Below are 17268 nucleotides of genomic sequence, written 5' to 3'. Positions count from 1 at the left end.
GCTAGCCTCCATAGTTGAGCCATCGCAACAAATATTGTGAACACGGTGGCGGCAGCACTGATAAAAACCAAGTGCCCAAGTTAAGCGGAAAAGGAAAGCTTATTCTGGCGTGGTTTTGTTGCAGGCCTTTTACAATGGTTTTCGCCGCCCGTTCGGGTGTCCATAAAAAGGGCTTTGGACCCGCCATGCCATCACACATGGCGGACTTGACATAGCCGGGCATGACCACGTTGACTTTAATGCCGTCTTGGGACAGCCAGCCGCGCATGCCTTCCCCATAGGCTTTGATGGCGGCTTTGCTGGCGCAATAAGTCGGCGTAACGGGCAAGCCATAAAAAGCGGCAAGTGAACTCATCAAGGCAATTTGCCCGCTGCCGCGTTGACGCATGGCAGGTACGAGGCCGTTCACCAAGGCAATCGTTGATTTGATGTTTAAATCTAACAAAGCCTCAATGTCTTGCCAATTTTCACCTTGCCGGTGTTGGCCTTGGCTGATGTTCATACCGGCGTTGGCAATGACCAAGTCGGGCAGTTGTTGGCTGGCAACTTCCCGAAGCCATTGTTGTAAGGCGGGGGTATCGGTTAAATCTAAACTTAGCGTGTTTACCTTGGCACCACGTTGTTGGCAAGCGGTACTTAATGTCGCCAAAGCTGATGCGTCGCGCCCTTGTAAGATCAACGAAACCCCAGGTTTTGCGTACTGTAGGGCTAATGCGCCGCCAATGGCACCGGTTGTGCCGGTGATTAAAATAACGGTATCAGAGTAGGTCATGACAACGTTCCAAGGCGGATTTGTCTGAACCTAGAATACGTACGGCGTTCTGTGCCGCTAATCGGGTGCCTTCGTTGCTGTATAAACCGCCATTGACTTGGGTGGCGTGAATCACGGTTTTATAAAAATCGGTGAAGAGTTCGGGGTCTGGTTTGGGCAGGGTTGTCCAAAATTCATCGAGTGGTTTTTGTGAGGTAAGGCCGTCAATACTAAAAATGCATTCCGCCAAGGTAATGGTAGGGCGGTTCAATTGCAAAGAGACGCCCGCTGTGGTGCTGTTGACGGTCACTGTGCCTAAGGCGTGTTCCAACAGTGTGCGGATATTGCCTGTTTCAAGATAAACGGTGCGGCCTTCAATATTAAATTCTTGTTCGAGTTGGCTTATTAATGTCCGATAGTCAATCATGCCAATATCAAGCGGATGATTTTTTATTACCAAGGAGGTATGCGATGGCGCATGTTTGGCGAACGAACTGACCACGTCCCTGATGGCATCCATCATGCTTGCGTACTTTGAGTAATGGACGATTTGTGCGTCGCTGTTCAGTTGCAAGGGAAACAAATAATAAGGGGTTGCCTGGCTAATGAGTTGGTTAAGCTTGTTGGCCTCATTGTTTTTTTGCAATTTGACTAAGGTTGTACGTTTGGCATAACCAGCATATTCAGTGAGGATGCTATAGGGTGAATGGTATCTGTAGTGCGGTGCGACGAAGGGGTCGCCAATACCGCAAAGATGGTACAGCACGTCATGGATCGCTTGGGGGGCAAACGATGACTTGAAGTCTTGTGGTGGCTGCAGGGCGGGCAGCCGTTTGGCGACGGTTCGATACCAGTCGGGGTTGCGCGGCAATAAGGAATGTCCGTTTACGCCTTCACGCTCGAGAGTTATCCAATAGGGGCGGAAATACCCGCATTCAAAAACGAAAGTACGGATACCAAAGCGTTCCCCATTTTCAACCGCAGGTCTATGGACAGGTCGGCAGTTGCCAAACATGACTTGGTCGGTAATGCCGTATTTGCTCCAAATATCTTCCATAAAGGTCGGCAGGTTATCCAGACTGTCACGGAATAGGCTGGCCTTGCGGGGATACCAGTAAGCCACATCGCCACTATTAAAGTTGATCTTGTGGACATCGTGTCCTTGCGCCTTAAGTTGGTCAGCAACACGATAAAACAACGGGGAGCACGGCCCTTGCAAAAAAAGAAATGAACGTTTCCGGCTAGCCAATCAAGTTCTCCTTGTAATTTGGGGTTGCGTACCCTGTTTTAGATAGCTTCATGAAGGGCCTGGATAGTTTTATCAATTTGTTCTTCGCTGTGTCCGCAAGAAATGAAAAACCTCAGGCGAGCACTTTTTTCTGGAACAGCCGGGTAAACAATAGGTTGTACATTAATGCCAACATTAAATAGGTTTTGCGACAATCTGGCTGCCGAGATGGAGCTGCCCGTAATGGCGGCGATGATGCCTTGGCCTTGGCTAAGGCCGGTGTCAATGCCAGCCGCTTTGGCTTGTTGCAAAAAATACTGCGAACGTTTAGCCAAAGTATGGCTGCGTTCGGGTTCGTCCAACAAAATTTGTAAGGCCGCTAATGCCGGTGCTGCGACTTGTGGCGGCATCCCTACGCTGTATAAGAAACCGGGTGCCAGGAATTTTAGGTGTTCAATCAATGCCGACTCGCCAGCAATAAAACCACCACAACTGGCTAAAGATTTACTGAGCGTTCCCATCCAGATGTCCACCGCTTTGCCGTCAACGCCAAAGTGATCGCGGATGCCTAAGCCTCGTTTACCCAGCACGCCAAACGAATGGGCTTCGTCCACCATTAAAAAAGCGCGGTGTTTTTCTTTTATGGCGATAAAGCGCGGCAAATCAGGAAAATCGCCATCCATACTGTACAAGCCTTCAATGACAATCAGCACCCGCTCGTAATTATGGCGTTGTTCGTTAAGCAATTGGTCTAACGCTTCGTAATCATTATGGGGAAAAGACAGGCGTTTTGCGCCTGACAATTGGGCACCGACCATGCTGCTGTTATGGATCAGTTCGTCGTGCAGGATCAGATCGTTGCTTGAAAACAAATAGCCGATGGTGGTGACGTTGGTGGCATGTCCACTTACCATAACAATGGCATCGTCAACCCCATAAACGTCTGCAAGGGCATTTTCCAATTGCCGGTGGATGGCGCGTTCACCAGATACCAACCGGCTTGCCGATACCGATGTGCCGTATTGGTCAATCGCCGCTTTGGCTGCCGCCGATACCCGCTCGTCGCCTGACAAATTTAAGTAGTTGTAGCTGGCGTAATTGATGAATGTCTGCCCATCAATTTGGCTGGTTGCACCGGCAATGCCGTCGTGCATTTTAAAGAACGGGTTGTTGATGCCGAATTGTTTCGAGCCTTGGTGGATAATTTGGATATGTTTATAACCGGGATGCTGGTCAAAGCGATACCAAGATTCTTGAATTTCCGAGGGGCGGCTGAAGGCGCTAAGGTTAAAGCTGGGTTGTTCGCTGGCTTTCAGTTTTCGTTCGAGTGCTTGTTGAATCAGTTTGTCTTTGATTTGTCCTGACAGGCTTTTATGGCTCATAAATACATCAAAGTAGCGGAAAGGATAAGGTTAAGGCCATTTTCTTAGCGTGTCCTTAACCCATCCTGAATCTAGTGGTTTATTATTTTGCCGGTGCTGTTGGCATCGAGCGTTTTGCTTAAAGCCATAATCTCTTCTTGGCTGGCTTGTTGGTTATGGCGTCTGGATAAATCGGCGATGGCTGCGGTTGATGATGTGTCCGTTGCGTCTTCGTTTTCGCCCCGTAAGCTGGTTGCCAACCGTTCAGCCAATTTGTTTAGTGTGCGCACTTCGCTTAAGGCCATCACTGGGATTTGCACATCAAAACGCGATTCGATGGCAATCATCAGTTCAACGCCCATCAGGGAATCCAGACCCATATCGTACATGGATTGGTGTTCGTCGATTTTGTCTTTGGCGATCAACAAAATTTGGCTTAATTCATCTTTCAGCATGTCGATAAAGCGGCTTTTCAGTTCTTCATCGGACAATTCACTGAGCAATTGCTTAAGGTCGGCACGTTGGTCGTCATTGTTGTCCGCATGGGGGGAATGCAGAGCCAGTTCGTAAAATTTGGGGCTGCGTGAGCTAGGCAGGAAGGTGCTTAAGCTGCGCCAATCATAATGGCTAATGCCGACTGTTTTGGCTTGGCTGGTTATCATTTGCTCCACTTGGGCTAATGCTTCTTCAGAACTTAACGCTGCTCCACCCATACGGCTTTGCAGGGCTTCTTTGATTTTTTCATTACGCGCCAAAAAGCCGACATCTTCAATAGCCCCTAAGCAAATGCAAGTGGCGGGCAAGCCTTGTTGCTGCCGTTGTGCTGCCAAAGCTTCCAGCCACAGGTTGGCGGCGACGTAGTTGCTTTGTCCGGGGTTGCCGAACAAGGTGGTAACTGATGAATACATGACAAACCAATCTAAAGGCAAACCGGCTGTCAATTCGTGCAAATGCAGGGCCCCCATGATTTTTGGCGCTAAAACCCTTTGGATTTGTTCGGGTGTGCTTTGGAACACCAAACCATCTTCGATAACGGCGGCGGCATGGACGATGCCTTTTAAGGGCGGCATGTTGGTTTGGCAATCTGCCAGTAATTCCTTTAAGGCGACTTTATCACTGATGTCACAGGCCTCAGCGAACACTGTTACCCCTTCATTGCGGAGCTGTGCAATGGCGGTTTGCGCCTCTTCGCTGGCTGCACCGCTGCGGCTGACCAGAATAAGATGGCGCGCGCCTTTTGTAACTAACCACTGCGCTGTTTTCAGGCCAAGACCCGACAAGCCGCCCGTGACCAAATAACTGGCAGTGGCGGGTAGCTGAAGCAACGCCGGCATGGACGGCAGGCTGGCAGGCTTGAGATAAATCGAATTGTCGTATGTCACGACCACTTTGCCAATTTGCTTGGCTTGCTGCATATAGCGGAAAGCATCGACCACTTGGTTGGCATCAAACGTGGTGTAGGGCAGTGGGTGCAAAACGCCGCTATGGAACAAGGCCATCACTTCGGCAAATAGCTTGCGTGCCAAGTCAGGACGTTCCTGCATTAGCTGGTCGGCATCAATGCCAAAATAACTGATGTTGTTGCGGAAAGGTCGTAAGCCGATGTGGGTGTTTTCGTAAAAGTCGCGCTTGCCCAGTTCGAGGAAACGTCCGAAAGGTTTTAGCACTTGGAAGTTACGGTTGATAGCTTCGCCTGCCAGCGAGTTTAAAACTACATCGACGCCGCCTTGCTGGGTGGCTGCCAAAATGTCTTCGGCAAAACTGAGCGAGCGTGAATCGTAAACCCGATCGACACCCAGCAAAGCCATAAAGTCACGCTTTTCGGCGGAACCGACCGTGGCAAAGATGTCTGCACCTAACCAGCGCGCCACTTGGATGGCGGCAATGCCGACACCGCCAGCGGCACCGTGTATTAAAACCTTTTCCCCAGGTTGTAGGCGCGCTTGATGGTGCAGGGCGTAATAGACCGTGAAAAAGGTGCTGGGGATAGTGGCGGCAGCGGCAAAGCTTAACTGCTTTGGGATCAGGCCAACGGCATTGCTTTTGGCAAAGACGCGATTGCTGAAACTGGATGGCCCCATGCCGACCACTTGATCGCCGACTTTAAAGCCTGATATATCGGCACCGACACGACTGACGATGCCGGCAAACTCCAAGCCTAAGGAAGGGCCAACAAAACCTTTTTCGACGGCTTCATCGGACAGTAACCCCAAGGTGTACATGATGTCACGGAAATTAAGCCCCGTGGCTTTAACAGCAATTTCCAGTTCGTCACGGGCAAGCGGCGGGCTGTCAATGGCTTGCCATTGCAGATTGCGTAATTGCCCTGGGATTTTAAAACCCAGCTGGATAACGTTGTCCTCATCTTGAGTGGCGGTATGTGATTGCGCCACTAAGTGAGGACGGTTACGTAACCTAGGGACGAAGCGTTTGCCTTCAGCGTTAAGGAAGACTTCCTGTTCCAAGTCGGGGGTTAATAGCTCATGGGTAATCGCAGCCAACAGCGCATCACTGGTGTTCAATGCGTTGCACGGTGTGTCCAACAAACGCGGACGGTAATAGCTGGCCTCGTTCATTAAGCTGCGTCCGAAGCCCCACAAAGCGGCATCGTGGGCGATTTGCTTGTTGTTGCTTGCAAATGCGTCGGTTTGGTCGCAGCCGTATAATTGGCTGACTTGGTGGGTTAGTAGCCAAACAGTGGCATTCGCACCGTTAACTTCGCAGGATTTGGCTATTTCCGCCGCCAATTCACAACGTTGGTTTTGCAATTTTGCGTCATCTTGGGCAAAGCCCGACAAATGGATAATGTGTTGGAAGCCTTCCATTTGTTCAGGTAATGCCCAGCATTGTTCGGATAAGGTCACCTGTTGGTTTTGTGTTTCCAGCCATTTGGCTAAGCGTTGCGCTAAATGACGCTCATTGGGGTCATAGCCCGCCATGATGAGCCAGTTTTGTGCGCTGGTTTGAGCGGCTTCGCTGCTGTTGTCCGGACTGGTTGCGCTGATTACATAATAGCCGGATTGGCTGTCCGGTAAAAATTCTTGGATATTCAAGCCAGTAAAATCAAGCAAGTCCAATTGGTTAAGTATTTGCCCGGCGTCAAGTTGTGGCGAAATAAGGGCGTCTTGTCCGGTTTGTTGAACCCACCAAGCCATATCTAGGCCAAGGATTTGGTCTATCCAACGTGCAGGCTGTAAGCCAATAAATAATACCGGACTGTTTGCCGTCAAAAGTTGCGGCAGTTGTTTGAGCAGTTGTTGCATGTTTTCGACATTGCCCGTATTTAAATGGACGATGGCAAAGTTCGCCTTACTGCCGGGTTCTGTGTTGATGCGGTTGTCGCTAGTATAGAGAGGCAAGCTGGTTAGCAGCGGAAAACGCTCGCGCAGACTTTCGGCGGCGTTGATGGCATTTTCAGATAAGCTGGCAAAACAATAGTCATTTTGATTTAAGTCCAGCTGCGAGCAGACTAGCGCAGCAAATTCGGGTTTGCGGGAGCTGATTTCCAACACCCGTAAACGCCCGCCAACCGGCAATTGCTCGGCAAACTGTTGGCATTGTTTTAATAACCAGTCGGCAAGGGTAGCTTTGCCCGTTTGCTTGAAAATATGTTCGGCAATGCTGGCGTAGCTGTTGCTGGCAGATGCAATGACGGGTTCGGGTGTGCCAATCAGTAGCGAATGTAAATGCAGTCCAACGCGACCGCTGAGTTGTATCAGGTAAAAATAATCGGGATATTCCAGTACCAACGAATTCCATATCTCTAATGCAGAAAGTTCGTCGGCGTTGTTCGGATTGATGCGCCAGCCATCATGTTCAGCCAGCAATTGCTGGCTTTGTTCGGCTTCTGATAGAGTTTCTTGCAGCAAATTGGCAAGCCCGGCGTGCTGATTTTTAAGCTGGGTGAAAACGTTGTTAGCAATAAAGTGGTCGGCATCGGCTAACGAAAGTAGCGTTTCGGTTAGAAATTGATGGCATAAGCTATCCAATAAGGGTTCAATTTCCTCGCTGTAACGGTTGCTGGCTTGGCTTTGTTGTAGCTTTTGTAGGCTTGCAGCCAGCAAGTCGGGGTCTATTTTGAAAGTTGATTCGCCGCTTCGTGGCGCTGCGGTCAGTTGGTAATAGAAATAATGCGGCGATTGGGTGTGGGGCCGCTGTAGCTTTAATCCCCTAAAGCGGACCGATTCCAACACAGCCAGACAAATGCCATCGGCATCGTAAAGCGAAAATTGTCCGCTGATGGAATGGGGCGCGCGATGGGTAATGCTGATTTTAACTAAATGGGGAAGGGATTTATTGGCACGCAGATAAATTTTGCCGACTTTAACCGGTACAAAAGTAATGTCGTCGTGGCCTAACAATTCCGTTTTGAAGATTTGTGAGATCATCTGGAACGCACAATCTAAAAAGCTAGGGTGCAGAAAATAGGCATCCAAATCTTTGCCGATACTTTCAGGACAATTAAAGATGCCAATAGTGCTGTTGCCTTCTGTCCAACCGTGGCTAATCGCTTGAAAAGCCGGGCCGTAATAAAGGCCGATGCTTGCCATTAATTGGTTATGTTCGGCTTGGTTAAAATCGGCTTTGCGGCTGGGTAATTCCGGTGCGGTCAGTGCTAATGATGCGCCGCTGGCAAATCCCAGCACACGTCCGCTGATATGGTTTGTCCATTCAGCTGAGTTGGCGTGTTCCCGGCTTTGCAATGAGAAACGACCGTCGTTTTCAAGTTTGCTGCGGATACATTTGGTATGGTCGTGGCTTAACAGCAAAGGCGCCCGGATTTCCAGTTCTTCTATTTCCAAGAACGCATCTGCGTGGACTTGGTGGGCTGCCGCCAAGGCTATTTCTACAAAACCAGCACCGGGAAAAACAACTGAACCGCCCACGTTGTGGTCATTAAGAAAGGGTTGCAGCTGGGTATCGAGTTGGTTTTCCCAAAGCCGCTCATGTTGCTTGACCGGATGTCCCAGTAGGGGATGCACCTTGGCTTGCGTTAAATAGCCAGTGCTTTCCGAACTGGATGGCATCCAAAGGGATTGCCGTTGCCAAGGGTAGTTTGGCAAATTGACACGCTTGCCTGGCTCTGCAAACCAAGCATTGGTTTTGTCGATCTGGCTTTGTTTGTCGAAACAACCGCTGATGATTATTTGGGCTAAGCTGCCTTCAAGGCTGCTTAAGTCGCTGTGGTTCTTTTTCAGGGTCTGGATAACCGCGCCTTTTTGGCTGGCGGCTTTAAGGCTGTCATTTAAATACGATTTCAAAACGGGATGTGCACCGATTTCAATAAAGACATTGGCTCCAGTTGCCAAAATGGCGTCAATGCTCGGTTGGAATTGCACCGGTTTGCGGATGTTGTGCCACCAGTATCCACCATCAAGCTCCGTCCCAGCCAACAAGGTGCCGGTTACGGTTGAAAAATAAGGGATTTGGCTTTTTTGGGGGGTGAGCTTTGCCAAATCAGCCCGTATCCCTTTTTCAATGCTATCCATTGCTGGGCTATGGAAGGGGTAATCCAAATCCAAGCGTTTATAAAAGGTTTGGCGATGGCTTAATTCCCGCTCGAGGACAAACAATTGTTCTACATCACCGGCGATGGTGACGCCCCGATAGCTATTGATGCCCGCTATGCTCAATAAAGGCAAGTGGAGTTCGGTCAGCAGGTTTTGCGCAGCTTCGCATCCTAAACCAACCGCTGTCATTTGGCCTTGGCCTTTGGTTTTGCCTTGGTGGAGGCTGCGGTAGTAGATGACTTTAACCGCATCGGCCAAGCTCAAAATACCTGCAGCCCATGCGGCGGCAACTTCGCCAACACTGTGTCCAACAACGGCTGTCGGGTTAATACCGAGTGATTGTAAAACTTTGCTGATGCCAACTTGTAGGGCAAATAAGGCTGGTTGCGCGATTTCTGTCAGTTGATTGCGTTCAGCATCCAGTTTGGCGGACAGTTCGTCAACTAGAGAAAAATCCCCATATTGACCAAAATGGCGGTCAATTTCGGCTAAAGTGTCACGGAACACTGCTGATTGTTCCAATAGCTTTTGCCCCATGCCATGCCATTGGCAGCCATTGCCTGAATAGACAAACACCGGGCCTTGTGCGTCGGTTAGATGTATGCCGGTGTGGATATGGCTGATTTGTTCGGATTCCGTGTTGCTGGAAATGAACGCGGTCAATTTTTGTTGTGCTTCAGCAGTGTTGTCGGCGAAAACCACAGCAGCCTGTGGATGGCGTTCGCGATAGAAAAAATTGCTGTATGCAAAATCGTAAAAATCGATGCTTTTTTCGGTAGCGAGGGTATCTGCTAAGTTTTGCGCGCAGGCAGACAAGGCAGTGCTGTCTTTGCCGGAAAAAATCAACGGGAGTTTGGGTTTGGTTTGGCGCTTGTGGTTTGTTTTTGGTGTGTTTGCTTGGGGATTTTTTTGCGGGCTTTGTAAAATGACGTGCGCATTGGCACCGCCAAAACCAAACGAGTTGACGCCGATAATCAAATCATCGGTGTTGCTGAGCGGTTGGTTTTCAGTAACGGCTTCGATGTTCCACTCGGCAAATTTAATGTACGGATTTGGCGTGGTGATGCCAATGGTTGCAGGAATGGTGCGGTGTTTTAAGCAATTGAGTGCTTTGACCAAACCGGCAACGCCAGAGGCCGATTCTAAATGGCCTAAATTGCTTTTAATAGAGCCTATCAGCAACGGCGATTTGCGTTTTTGGCCTAACGCCAAGCCAATTGCTTGGGTTTCAATCGGGTCACCAACGGCTGTGCCGGTGCCATGTGCTTCAAAATAGCTGATTTGGTTAGGATCAATTTCCGCTTGCCGGTAAACGTCGGACATCAACTCGACTTGCGCTTTGTAGTTGGGGATGGTCAAGCCCGCTTTATTGCCATCGGTATTCACGGCACTGCCTGCTACGATGGCAATAATGTTGTCGCCGTCAGCAACGGCTTGATCGTAATCCTTCAGCAGAAATAAACCACCGCCTTCCGAGCGGACATAGCCATTACCGCCAGCATCAAACACATGGCACTGGCCTGTTTTGGAAAGCATGGTGGCTTTCGAAAAAGAAATGAAGCCATAGGGATGCAGATGCAGGTTGATGCCACCTGCCAGCGCCATGTTGATTTCGCCAAAACGTATGGCTTGGCAAGCTTGGTGGAAGGCCACGAGCGATGATGAACAGGCCGTATCCATAGCAATGCTGGGGCCGTGTAGGTCAAAGACATAAGAGATACGGTTGGCGGCAATGCTGGAAACCAAGCCTGTTGCCCCAGATGCTTCAATAGCGGCCAAATCGTCAGCCAAGCGGAAGGCATAATCGGCGCTGGCAATGCCGATGAAAACGCCGCATTGGCTACCGCGCATACTTGACGGGACGATCCCTGCATTTTCAAAGGTTTCCCACGCCATTTCCAGCAACAGCCGTTGTTGGGGATCCATTGAAGTCGCTTCGCGTGGTGAAATGCCAAAGAAAGCGGCATCAAACCCTGAAACATCGCCAAGGCTGCCGGCAGCAAAGGTGTAGCTGGTTCCTGCATGGCGTTTGTCAGGATGCAGGAACTTTTCTTGGCACCAACGGGAAGGGTCTACTTCGGTTATCAGATCCCTTTTTGCTAGAAGGTCATTCCAGAAATTTTGCTTATCAGTACCCGGAAAACGAAATGAGTAAGCTATTATTGCAACGCGTTTTTGCATCCTCAGGAATCTGGCCTTATATTTCGAGTTAATGGAAAACAACATCTTGAACACTATTAATGGCTTAGGTGTTCTAGTTTTGCTTTATTTGGCTGACAGGTTAAAGAATTTTGTTTTTAATGTTCGTTGGCCTGCAAAAATGCAGCAGCCTTTGAGTGTGGATTTGGGCTTTCCATGCAACTTTTCTGACAAACGGTTATCAGAAAAACTTAAGCAAATGTAAAGAATCTGACAAGGACTGTCCAGCCCGAATGTTATCCTATTTTCATAAACCGCAAAAACTAAGCTTAAGTGGTGGCAGCTATTTTGCTTAATTAAACATTGTTGTTATGGGTAGGCATGATACCAAAAAAAACATTTAGCGGGTGCAAACACCTATCTAGGCTTGATAAATTAAGCAAATGGCGGTAGAAATCTATACCGGCTCTAGTTTTTTATTTAAGAGTCTTGGTGATTTTAAAAATCAATAATCTCCTTACAGGAAATACATATGAAATCAAATATTACCTTATCACACTCAGAATCTGGCGTTTTAGAGACTAATAAGCTTCTCAAAAACACCTATATGTTGCTGTCGATGACCTTGTTGTTTAGTGCCATCACGGCTGGCACAGCAATGGCACTTAATTTTCCGCACCCAGGTTTGCTGGTCACCATGCTGGGTTATTTCGGCTTGTTGTTTTTGACTACCAAATTCCGCAACAGCGCGCTGGGTTTGGTGTTTGTTTTTGCCTTAACGGGTTTTATGGGGTTGACCTTAGGTCCCATCTTAAATATGTATATCAAAGCTTTCAGCAACGGTCATGAGCTGATTATGATGGCTTTGGGCGGTACGGGCGCAATCTTTTTGGGGTTGTCGGGTTATGCATTGACCACTCGCAAAGACTTCAGCTTTATGGGCGGTTTTTTGATGGTCGGTGTTTTGGTGGCATTTCTGGCAGGCATTGGCGCGATTGTGTTTTCTATCCCTGCTTTGTCGCTGGCGGTTTCTGCCATGTTCATCTTATTGATGTCTGGCATGATCCTGTTCCAAACTAGCCAAATGGTTCACGGTGGGGAAACCAACTACATCATGGCAACCGTTAGCCTGTATGTCAGCCTTTTTAATCTGTTTACCAGCTTATTACAAATGTTGGGTATTTTTGGTGGTGACGATTAATCGTTGCTAACCGGTTCACCACAAAAAGCCCGGCTTACGCCGGGCTTTTTGTTTATGTCGCAAAACAATTTAAAGGTTCAAACGTTAAAAAATTTATCTTACCGCCTGAAATTGGCCTTAGGGCAGCAATTCCCATGTTTTTCTGTAAGTGGTTTCTTTTTTCCAGTCTTGCCAAACAAAGCCAGGTTGTACGATAGGTTTGGTGGGGATGAAGAAGGTTGCCAAATCGGCGGCGCCACTTAAGGTGCGTCCAATGGTGTGGAATAAGCCTGTGACAACACCAGCTGTTGCTGCGTAGGCAACACCGTCGGTTTTGCTGGTGACCATGACAGTTTTAGGCAGCTCACCAATACCAGTGGCGGAGTTCATAATGCCGTAACCGATTTTGGAGCCTAAACGTGAAGCGTAAGTGGTGGCGGAAGCGGTGTGAGGAACGCATAAACATAACGTTAAGGCGATCAACAGCTTTTTAAAAGTTGTTTGCATAGGACACTCCTAAAAATAAAATTATATAAAAATGCTATACATGATAATAACATACAATACATATTTTATATACATTCGAGCTTAGGGATTTGTATTGATGCTCTTATCACCCGTTAGTTTTGAAACGTCCAAAGCGCACTAACAGGCCAGGCAAAAGCAATAAATTCAATCCCGTTGATGATGCCAGTCCGCCGATAATAATCGCCGCCATCGGCCCCATAATTTCCCGACCTGGATTATCGCTGTTAAACGCAATCGGGAACATCGCCAAGGCCGTCACCAAGGCGGTCATCAAAATTGAAGGCAAGCGTTCTTGCGCGCCTTGGATTGCGGTTTGCGGATTCCAATGCAAACCTTCGACAGCCAATAAATGCTGGTAATGCGACAACAACATAATGCTGTTGCGGACGGTAATGCCAAATAAGGTGACAAAGCCCACAACCGACCCTACCGATACGCTGGCGCCAGTCAGCCAAACCGCCGCCACGCCGCCTAATAAAGCAAACGGCAGGTTCGCCAAGGTTAACAGCGCATGGCGCAAATTGCCGATTGCTATATAAATCAGCATCAGCACACCCGATCCCGCCAATAATGAATGGACAATCAGCGCGTGGCGGGTGTCGGCCTGTTCGATGGCGGCACCGGTAAATTCAGGATAGCTGTCGACAGGGAAGCTGACTTGTTTAAAGACATTTTCTTTCAGCGTCTGCATAAAGCCTTCCAAATCGCCTCCGGTTACTTGGCAGGTCACGGTCTGCAAGCGTTGCCCGCCTTGGTGCAAAATATTGTAACGGCCCGCGCTAAATTGCACGTCGGCGACTTGCTCCAGCTTGACCAAGCTGCCGTCAGGGCTGCGTAGCGGCAATTCTCCGATGGCTTCGGTGTGGTGTTTAAGTTCCGTGGGCAGGGTAACGGCAATATCGACCACTTTATTGCCTTGCAATTGTTTGCCAACCACGCGGGTTTCGTAGGCCGTTTGGATGGCGTCGGTCACTTGTCCTGGGCTAATGCCCCATAGGGCCAGTTGCTCAAGATTCAGATGGATTTGTAATAACGGCGTACTGGCGGGCGAGCGCACTTGCACCGCTTCCGTACCCGTCATCCCGCGCATGATATTGGCGATTTGCTCGGCTTTTTGGTCAAGGTCGTGCAAGTCATTGCCGTAGATGTTGACAACCACTGGCGCGGTGTAGCCGGAAATGGTTTCGTCAATGCGTTCGGTCAAAAAGGTGTTCACCTCAAAGCCCACGCCCGGAAATTGCGCCAGTTTGGCGCGTATCTGGTCTTTGATTTGCTGTTGTTTGTAACCTCCCATCGGTTTTAGCCGCACTTCATATTCACTGTAGTGGCTGCCGTAAGTATCCGCACCGCGCTCAGCCCGCCCCGCCCATTGCGATACCGATTCCACGCCCTCAATTGCCAGTACTTGCTCGGTAATCTTGCTGCCGATGCGCAACGATTCTTGCAGTGATGTGCCGGGCAGATTGCTGGTGTGGATCATGTAATGGCCTTCGCGCAATTCCGGCATGAATTGTTTGTTCAGTGCTGAAAAACTCAGTGTCCCTATCAGGCAGATTGCGCACGTGCCGAGCATTACCGCGTTCAGATACCGGAAAATCCATTGCAAGCATTGCTTATAAATAGGTTTTAGCCAACGGATCAGCGGCGGATCGCTAATATCTTCGCTTTGTTTGCCCAGCAATACCAAACACAAGGCAGGCGTTAAGGTTAAGGCGACCAGCAATGACACTAAAATCGCCAAAATATAAGACAGCCCCAGCGGCGCGAACAGGCGGCCTGCAACGCCGTCCAGCGTCAACAACGGTACAAAAACCAAGGCGACGATAAAGCTGGCGTACACCACTGAGCTGCGTACCTCAAGCGAGGCCTGATAAACCACTTGCGCGACCGGCAAGGCTTGCGGCAACAAACGGTTTTCACGCAGGCGGCGGAAAATATTTTCGGTGTCGATAATGGCGTCATCAACCACTTCGCCCAAGGCAATGGTCAAGCCGCCCAATACCATAATATTAAGGTTAGTGCCGGCTTCCAGCAAAACCAGCGTGGCGCCCATCAGCGACACCGGAATCGCCAGTGCCGAAATCAGAGCGGTGCGGAAATTGAACAAAAACAAAAACAAAATAATCAGCACAAACAGGCAACCGATCAGCAAATGTTCGCTTAAGTTGTCCAGCGAACGTTCAATGTAGTCGGCAGGGCGGAACAGGTGCGGATAAAAGTTGATGTCGGCGGCACGGAAAATGGGTGCAAATTCTTGCAAGGCTTGTTCGACTTGTTTGGAAACGGTCAATGTGTTCGCGCCCAATTGTCCGATCACCATCATCACAATGCCGGATTTGCCCATGATTTGCGCCGCGCCGATGGGCGGTTCGGGGGCGTAGCGGATGCTGGCGACTTCACCGAGCGTGAGGTTGCGCGTGCCATCGCCATTGGCGATCGGGATAATGGCTTGGGAAAATTGCTCCGGCGTTGCGGGGTAGCCTGTCACTTGTAAGGTGAAACGCTGGTTGGCATTTTCAATGAAGCCTCCCCCTTGTTGGTTGACGGCTTGCGTGGCAGCTTGGATGACATCGTCTAACGATAAATTAAAGCGGCGCAACTGCACCGGATCGACCTGAACCTGCAATTGTGCAATATCGCCACCAAACACGTTGACGTCCGCCACGCCCGGTACGGACAGCAAACGCGGTGCAATGGTCCAATCGACCAAGTTGCGTAACGCCAATAAATCTTTGTTATTGGCGTTTAAGCCTATCGTCAAAACCGTTGCCGATGAGGACGACAAGGGGATCGCCACGGGTATTGCGCCTTGCGGCAATTGCGCCGTCAAACGGGCCAAGCGTTCGCTGACCAACTGCCGGTTGCGGTAAATGTCACTGTTTTCGTCGAAATTTGCCGTGACTATCGACAAACCTTGGATCGATTCCGAGCGCAACGAACGCAAACCTACCAACCCGCTTACGGCGGATTCGATTTGTTTGCTGACCAAGATCTCCACTTGTTCGGGTGAAAGTCCGGGCGATTCGGTCTGGATGATGACCCGCTTGGGTGAAAACTCAGGAAAAATATCCAGTCCCGCTGTACTAAAACGATAAGTGCCGTACAGTAAAACCAAGCAAGCCAAGCCAATGACAATGCCGGCGTAACGGATGGAAAAACGGACGAGAGTGGCTAGCATGGGCGGGTCATTTAAAAATCCTAAAGACAGAAACCGCATATGGGGCAGGTTTCTGCTGTCCTTGTTTGAAAAAAGGGGAGGGCTGATAGTTTGCTAACTGACGTTACGCAGTAACGTGTTTTTCTCCCGTTTGCCGCGTCGAGTACCGCAGCATTTGTCGGGAACAGCCCGAAGGGGTGCGGCAAGGATGCCGCACGGCGGCAAATGGGCAGGAAGCCCATTGTGCCGTCCCCCGACAAATGCGAGGAGCGCAAGACATCAGCGGCAACAGGGCCGCATTTTCTTTGGGTACTTTCTTTTGGCGGTGCAAAAGAAAGTACCTCGCCTTCGGGTGCGAGAACCCGATGGGAAAAACTGTCGTGATAACGACTCATCATTATTTGTTTTTTATATCGCAGGATATGTCTGCGTAACATCAGTTGCTAAGACCGTTAAAATAATGCATTTCCAGTTAGAGTTTAAGCATTATCTTGGCTATGCTTGGAGTAGCTTTGCTTTTTTAAGCCTTTTTCCGCCAAGTTAACTTTCTGATGTTACGCCCCACCAGACCAAAAACGTATCATTTCAGGGTGGATAAAAAACAGAGCTATACACAGGTGGCGGTCAGCTAACCCATTTTCCACCACCTTACAGCCATTGCTCAATCAGGCAACGGCTCCACTGCAATCGACAACAGGAGCGACTGAGATGGTCTGGTTTGCCGAGCCACCTACTGAACCCCATTCTTCTACAGCCACGGTGTTGATTGCTGAAGTCAATACTAACCAACTCATGGCTAGAAATAATGCTGCAAAAAAGAGAGTTATTGGTGCTTGCGAAATTGTTAATGGTGCTGGTCAGTCAGTGAATGCTGTTGGTCAACCTTATATCCCGCGGGGTGAAATCTTTTTTGAAGGTACAGCATCTACCTATATGAGTTACTTTGAAAACCGAATTGTCCAGTTTAATAGCCAGGATAGCAAAACCACCATTACCCAGCCGCCCAAGCATGGTCGTTATGAGCAAGGTTATTATTATCCGGATAAAGGCTATTACGGCAGAGATGAAATCGTTGCCGAGGTGTCGAATGGCGATCTCGTGGTGGAAGTGCGCTACTTTATTGTCATATTGGAGGAATATGTTTCTTCTTCGGATGAGCCTTACAACACTTATTGCCTTGGCGATGGAGGGGTTTGGAAAATCTCCTAATTATCCTTATGTCTTTCGATAGTATCCTGGCAATTTTATCTGCATCATGGGGGTTGTTTTTATGTTGGAATTTATGCGCATAAAGATGGTATTTTACCTATTTGCACTGTTTTGGTTCTTTTTGGCTGTTTTCTGTTTTAATAATTGCTTGAATCTATTTGTTTTTATAAGAGGTATATTTTTTGCATACCAAAAAAAACGGTCA

At 49.0% G+C, this 17268-nt stretch carries 9 protein-coding genes; 3 read left to right on the top strand and 6 right to left on the bottom strand.

The genetic code is table 11. The features are described from left to right. Position 1: 1 nt before the first annotated feature. The 4 genes from ACYQ1O_RS15995 to ACYQ1O_RS15980 form a co-directional block, all read right to left on the bottom strand. Entirely contained in the window at positions 2 to 772 is a 771-nt protein-coding gene (locus ACYQ1O_RS15995) for an SDR family NAD(P)-dependent oxidoreductase (RefSeq protein WP_459993175.1), read from the bottom strand. Then, positions 759 to 1949 (bottom strand): capsule polysaccharide biogenesis protein, encoded by a 1191-nt coding sequence (locus ACYQ1O_RS15990; protein WP_459993173.1) that lies wholly within the window; start codon positions 1947 to 1949, stop codon positions 759 to 761. The genes ACYQ1O_RS15995 and ACYQ1O_RS15990 overlap by 14 nt, the downstream gene beginning before the upstream one ends. 89 nt (positions 1950 to 2038) lie before the next feature. Beyond that, a complete protein-coding gene (locus tag ACYQ1O_RS15985; protein ID WP_459993171.1) occupies positions 2039 to 3361 on the bottom strand; it encodes an aminotransferase class I/II-fold pyridoxal phosphate-dependent enzyme in 1323 nt (440 codons plus the stop codon). A 71-nt stretch (positions 3362 to 3432) separates the two neighbouring features. Further along, a complete protein-coding gene (locus ACYQ1O_RS15980) occupies positions 3433 to 11031 on the bottom strand; it encodes an SDR family NAD(P)-dependent oxidoreductase (protein ID WP_459993169.1) in 7599 nt (2532 codons plus the stop codon). Between the two features lie 31 nt (positions 11032 to 11062). Here ACYQ1O_RS15980 and ACYQ1O_RS15975 point away from each other — a divergent pair, with 31 nt between their 5' ends. Continuing rightward, on the top strand, positions 11063 to 11254 hold the full coding sequence (locus ACYQ1O_RS15975) for a hypothetical protein (protein WP_459993168.1): 192 nt from the start codon (positions 11063 to 11065) through the stop codon (positions 11252 to 11254). A gap of 267 nt (positions 11255 to 11521) precedes the next feature. Then, on the top strand, positions 11522 to 12190 hold the full coding sequence (locus ACYQ1O_RS15970) for a Bax inhibitor-1/YccA family protein (protein ID WP_459993166.1): 669 nt from the start codon (positions 11522 to 11524) through the stop codon (positions 12188 to 12190). 117 nt (positions 12191 to 12307) lie between these two features. On the opposite strand, the gene ACYQ1O_RS15965 is transcribed toward ACYQ1O_RS15970, so the two are convergent. Then, positions 12308 to 12676, bottom strand: a complete 369-nt coding sequence (locus ACYQ1O_RS15965) for an exosortase system-associated protein, TIGR04073 family (RefSeq protein ID WP_459993164.1) — start codon at positions 12674 to 12676, stop codon at positions 12308 to 12310. 106 nt (positions 12677 to 12782) lie between these two features. After that, entirely contained in the window at positions 12783 to 15875 is a 3093-nt protein-coding gene (locus ACYQ1O_RS15960; protein ID WP_459993162.1) for an efflux RND transporter permease subunit, read from the bottom strand. 687 nt (positions 15876 to 16562) lie between these two features. Between ACYQ1O_RS15960 and ACYQ1O_RS15955 the strand changes: the two genes are divergently transcribed. Continuing rightward, entirely contained in the window at positions 16563 to 17063 is a 501-nt protein-coding gene (locus ACYQ1O_RS15955; RefSeq protein WP_459993161.1) for a hypothetical protein, read from the top strand. The last annotated feature ends 205 nt before the right edge of the window (positions 17064 to 17268 follow it).

The sequence above is a fragment of the Methylosoma difficile genome (genome assembly GCF_054657615.1).
Note: the sequence above shows the minus strand (reverse complement) of the source record. Positions and strands in the feature narration are given on the sequence as shown.

What these genes read in the sequence shown, in the direction of transcription:
- ACYQ1O_RS15955 (WP_459993161.1), top strand. Translation starts at nt 16,563, where the DNA reads ATGGTCTGGTTTGCCGAGCCACCTACTGAACCCCATTCTTCTACAGCC.
- ACYQ1O_RS15960 (WP_459993162.1), bottom strand. Translation starts at nt 15,875, where the DNA reads ATGCTAGCCACTCTCGTCCGTTTTTCCATCCGTTACGCCGGCATTGTC.
- ACYQ1O_RS15975 (WP_459993168.1), top strand. Translation starts at nt 11,063, where the DNA reads ATGGAAAACAACATCTTGAACACTATTAATGGCTTAGGTGTTCTAGTT.
- ACYQ1O_RS15995 (WP_459993175.1), bottom strand. Translation starts at nt 772, where the DNA reads ATGACCTACTCTGATACCGTTATTTTAATCACCGGCACAACCGGTGCC.
- ACYQ1O_RS15970 (WP_459993166.1), top strand. Translation starts at nt 11,522, where the DNA reads ATGAAATCAAATATTACCTTATCACACTCAGAATCTGGCGTTTTAGAG.
- ACYQ1O_RS15980 (WP_459993169.1), bottom strand. Translation starts at nt 11,031, where the DNA reads ATGCAAAAACGCGTTGCAATAATAGCTTACTCATTTCGTTTTCCGGGT.
- ACYQ1O_RS15965 (WP_459993164.1), bottom strand. Translation starts at nt 12,676, where the DNA reads ATGCAAACAACTTTTAAAAAGCTGTTGATCGCCTTAACGTTATGTTTA.
- ACYQ1O_RS15985 (WP_459993171.1), bottom strand. Translation starts at nt 3,361, where the DNA reads ATGAGCCATAAAAGCCTGTCAGGACAAATCAAAGACAAACTGATTCAA.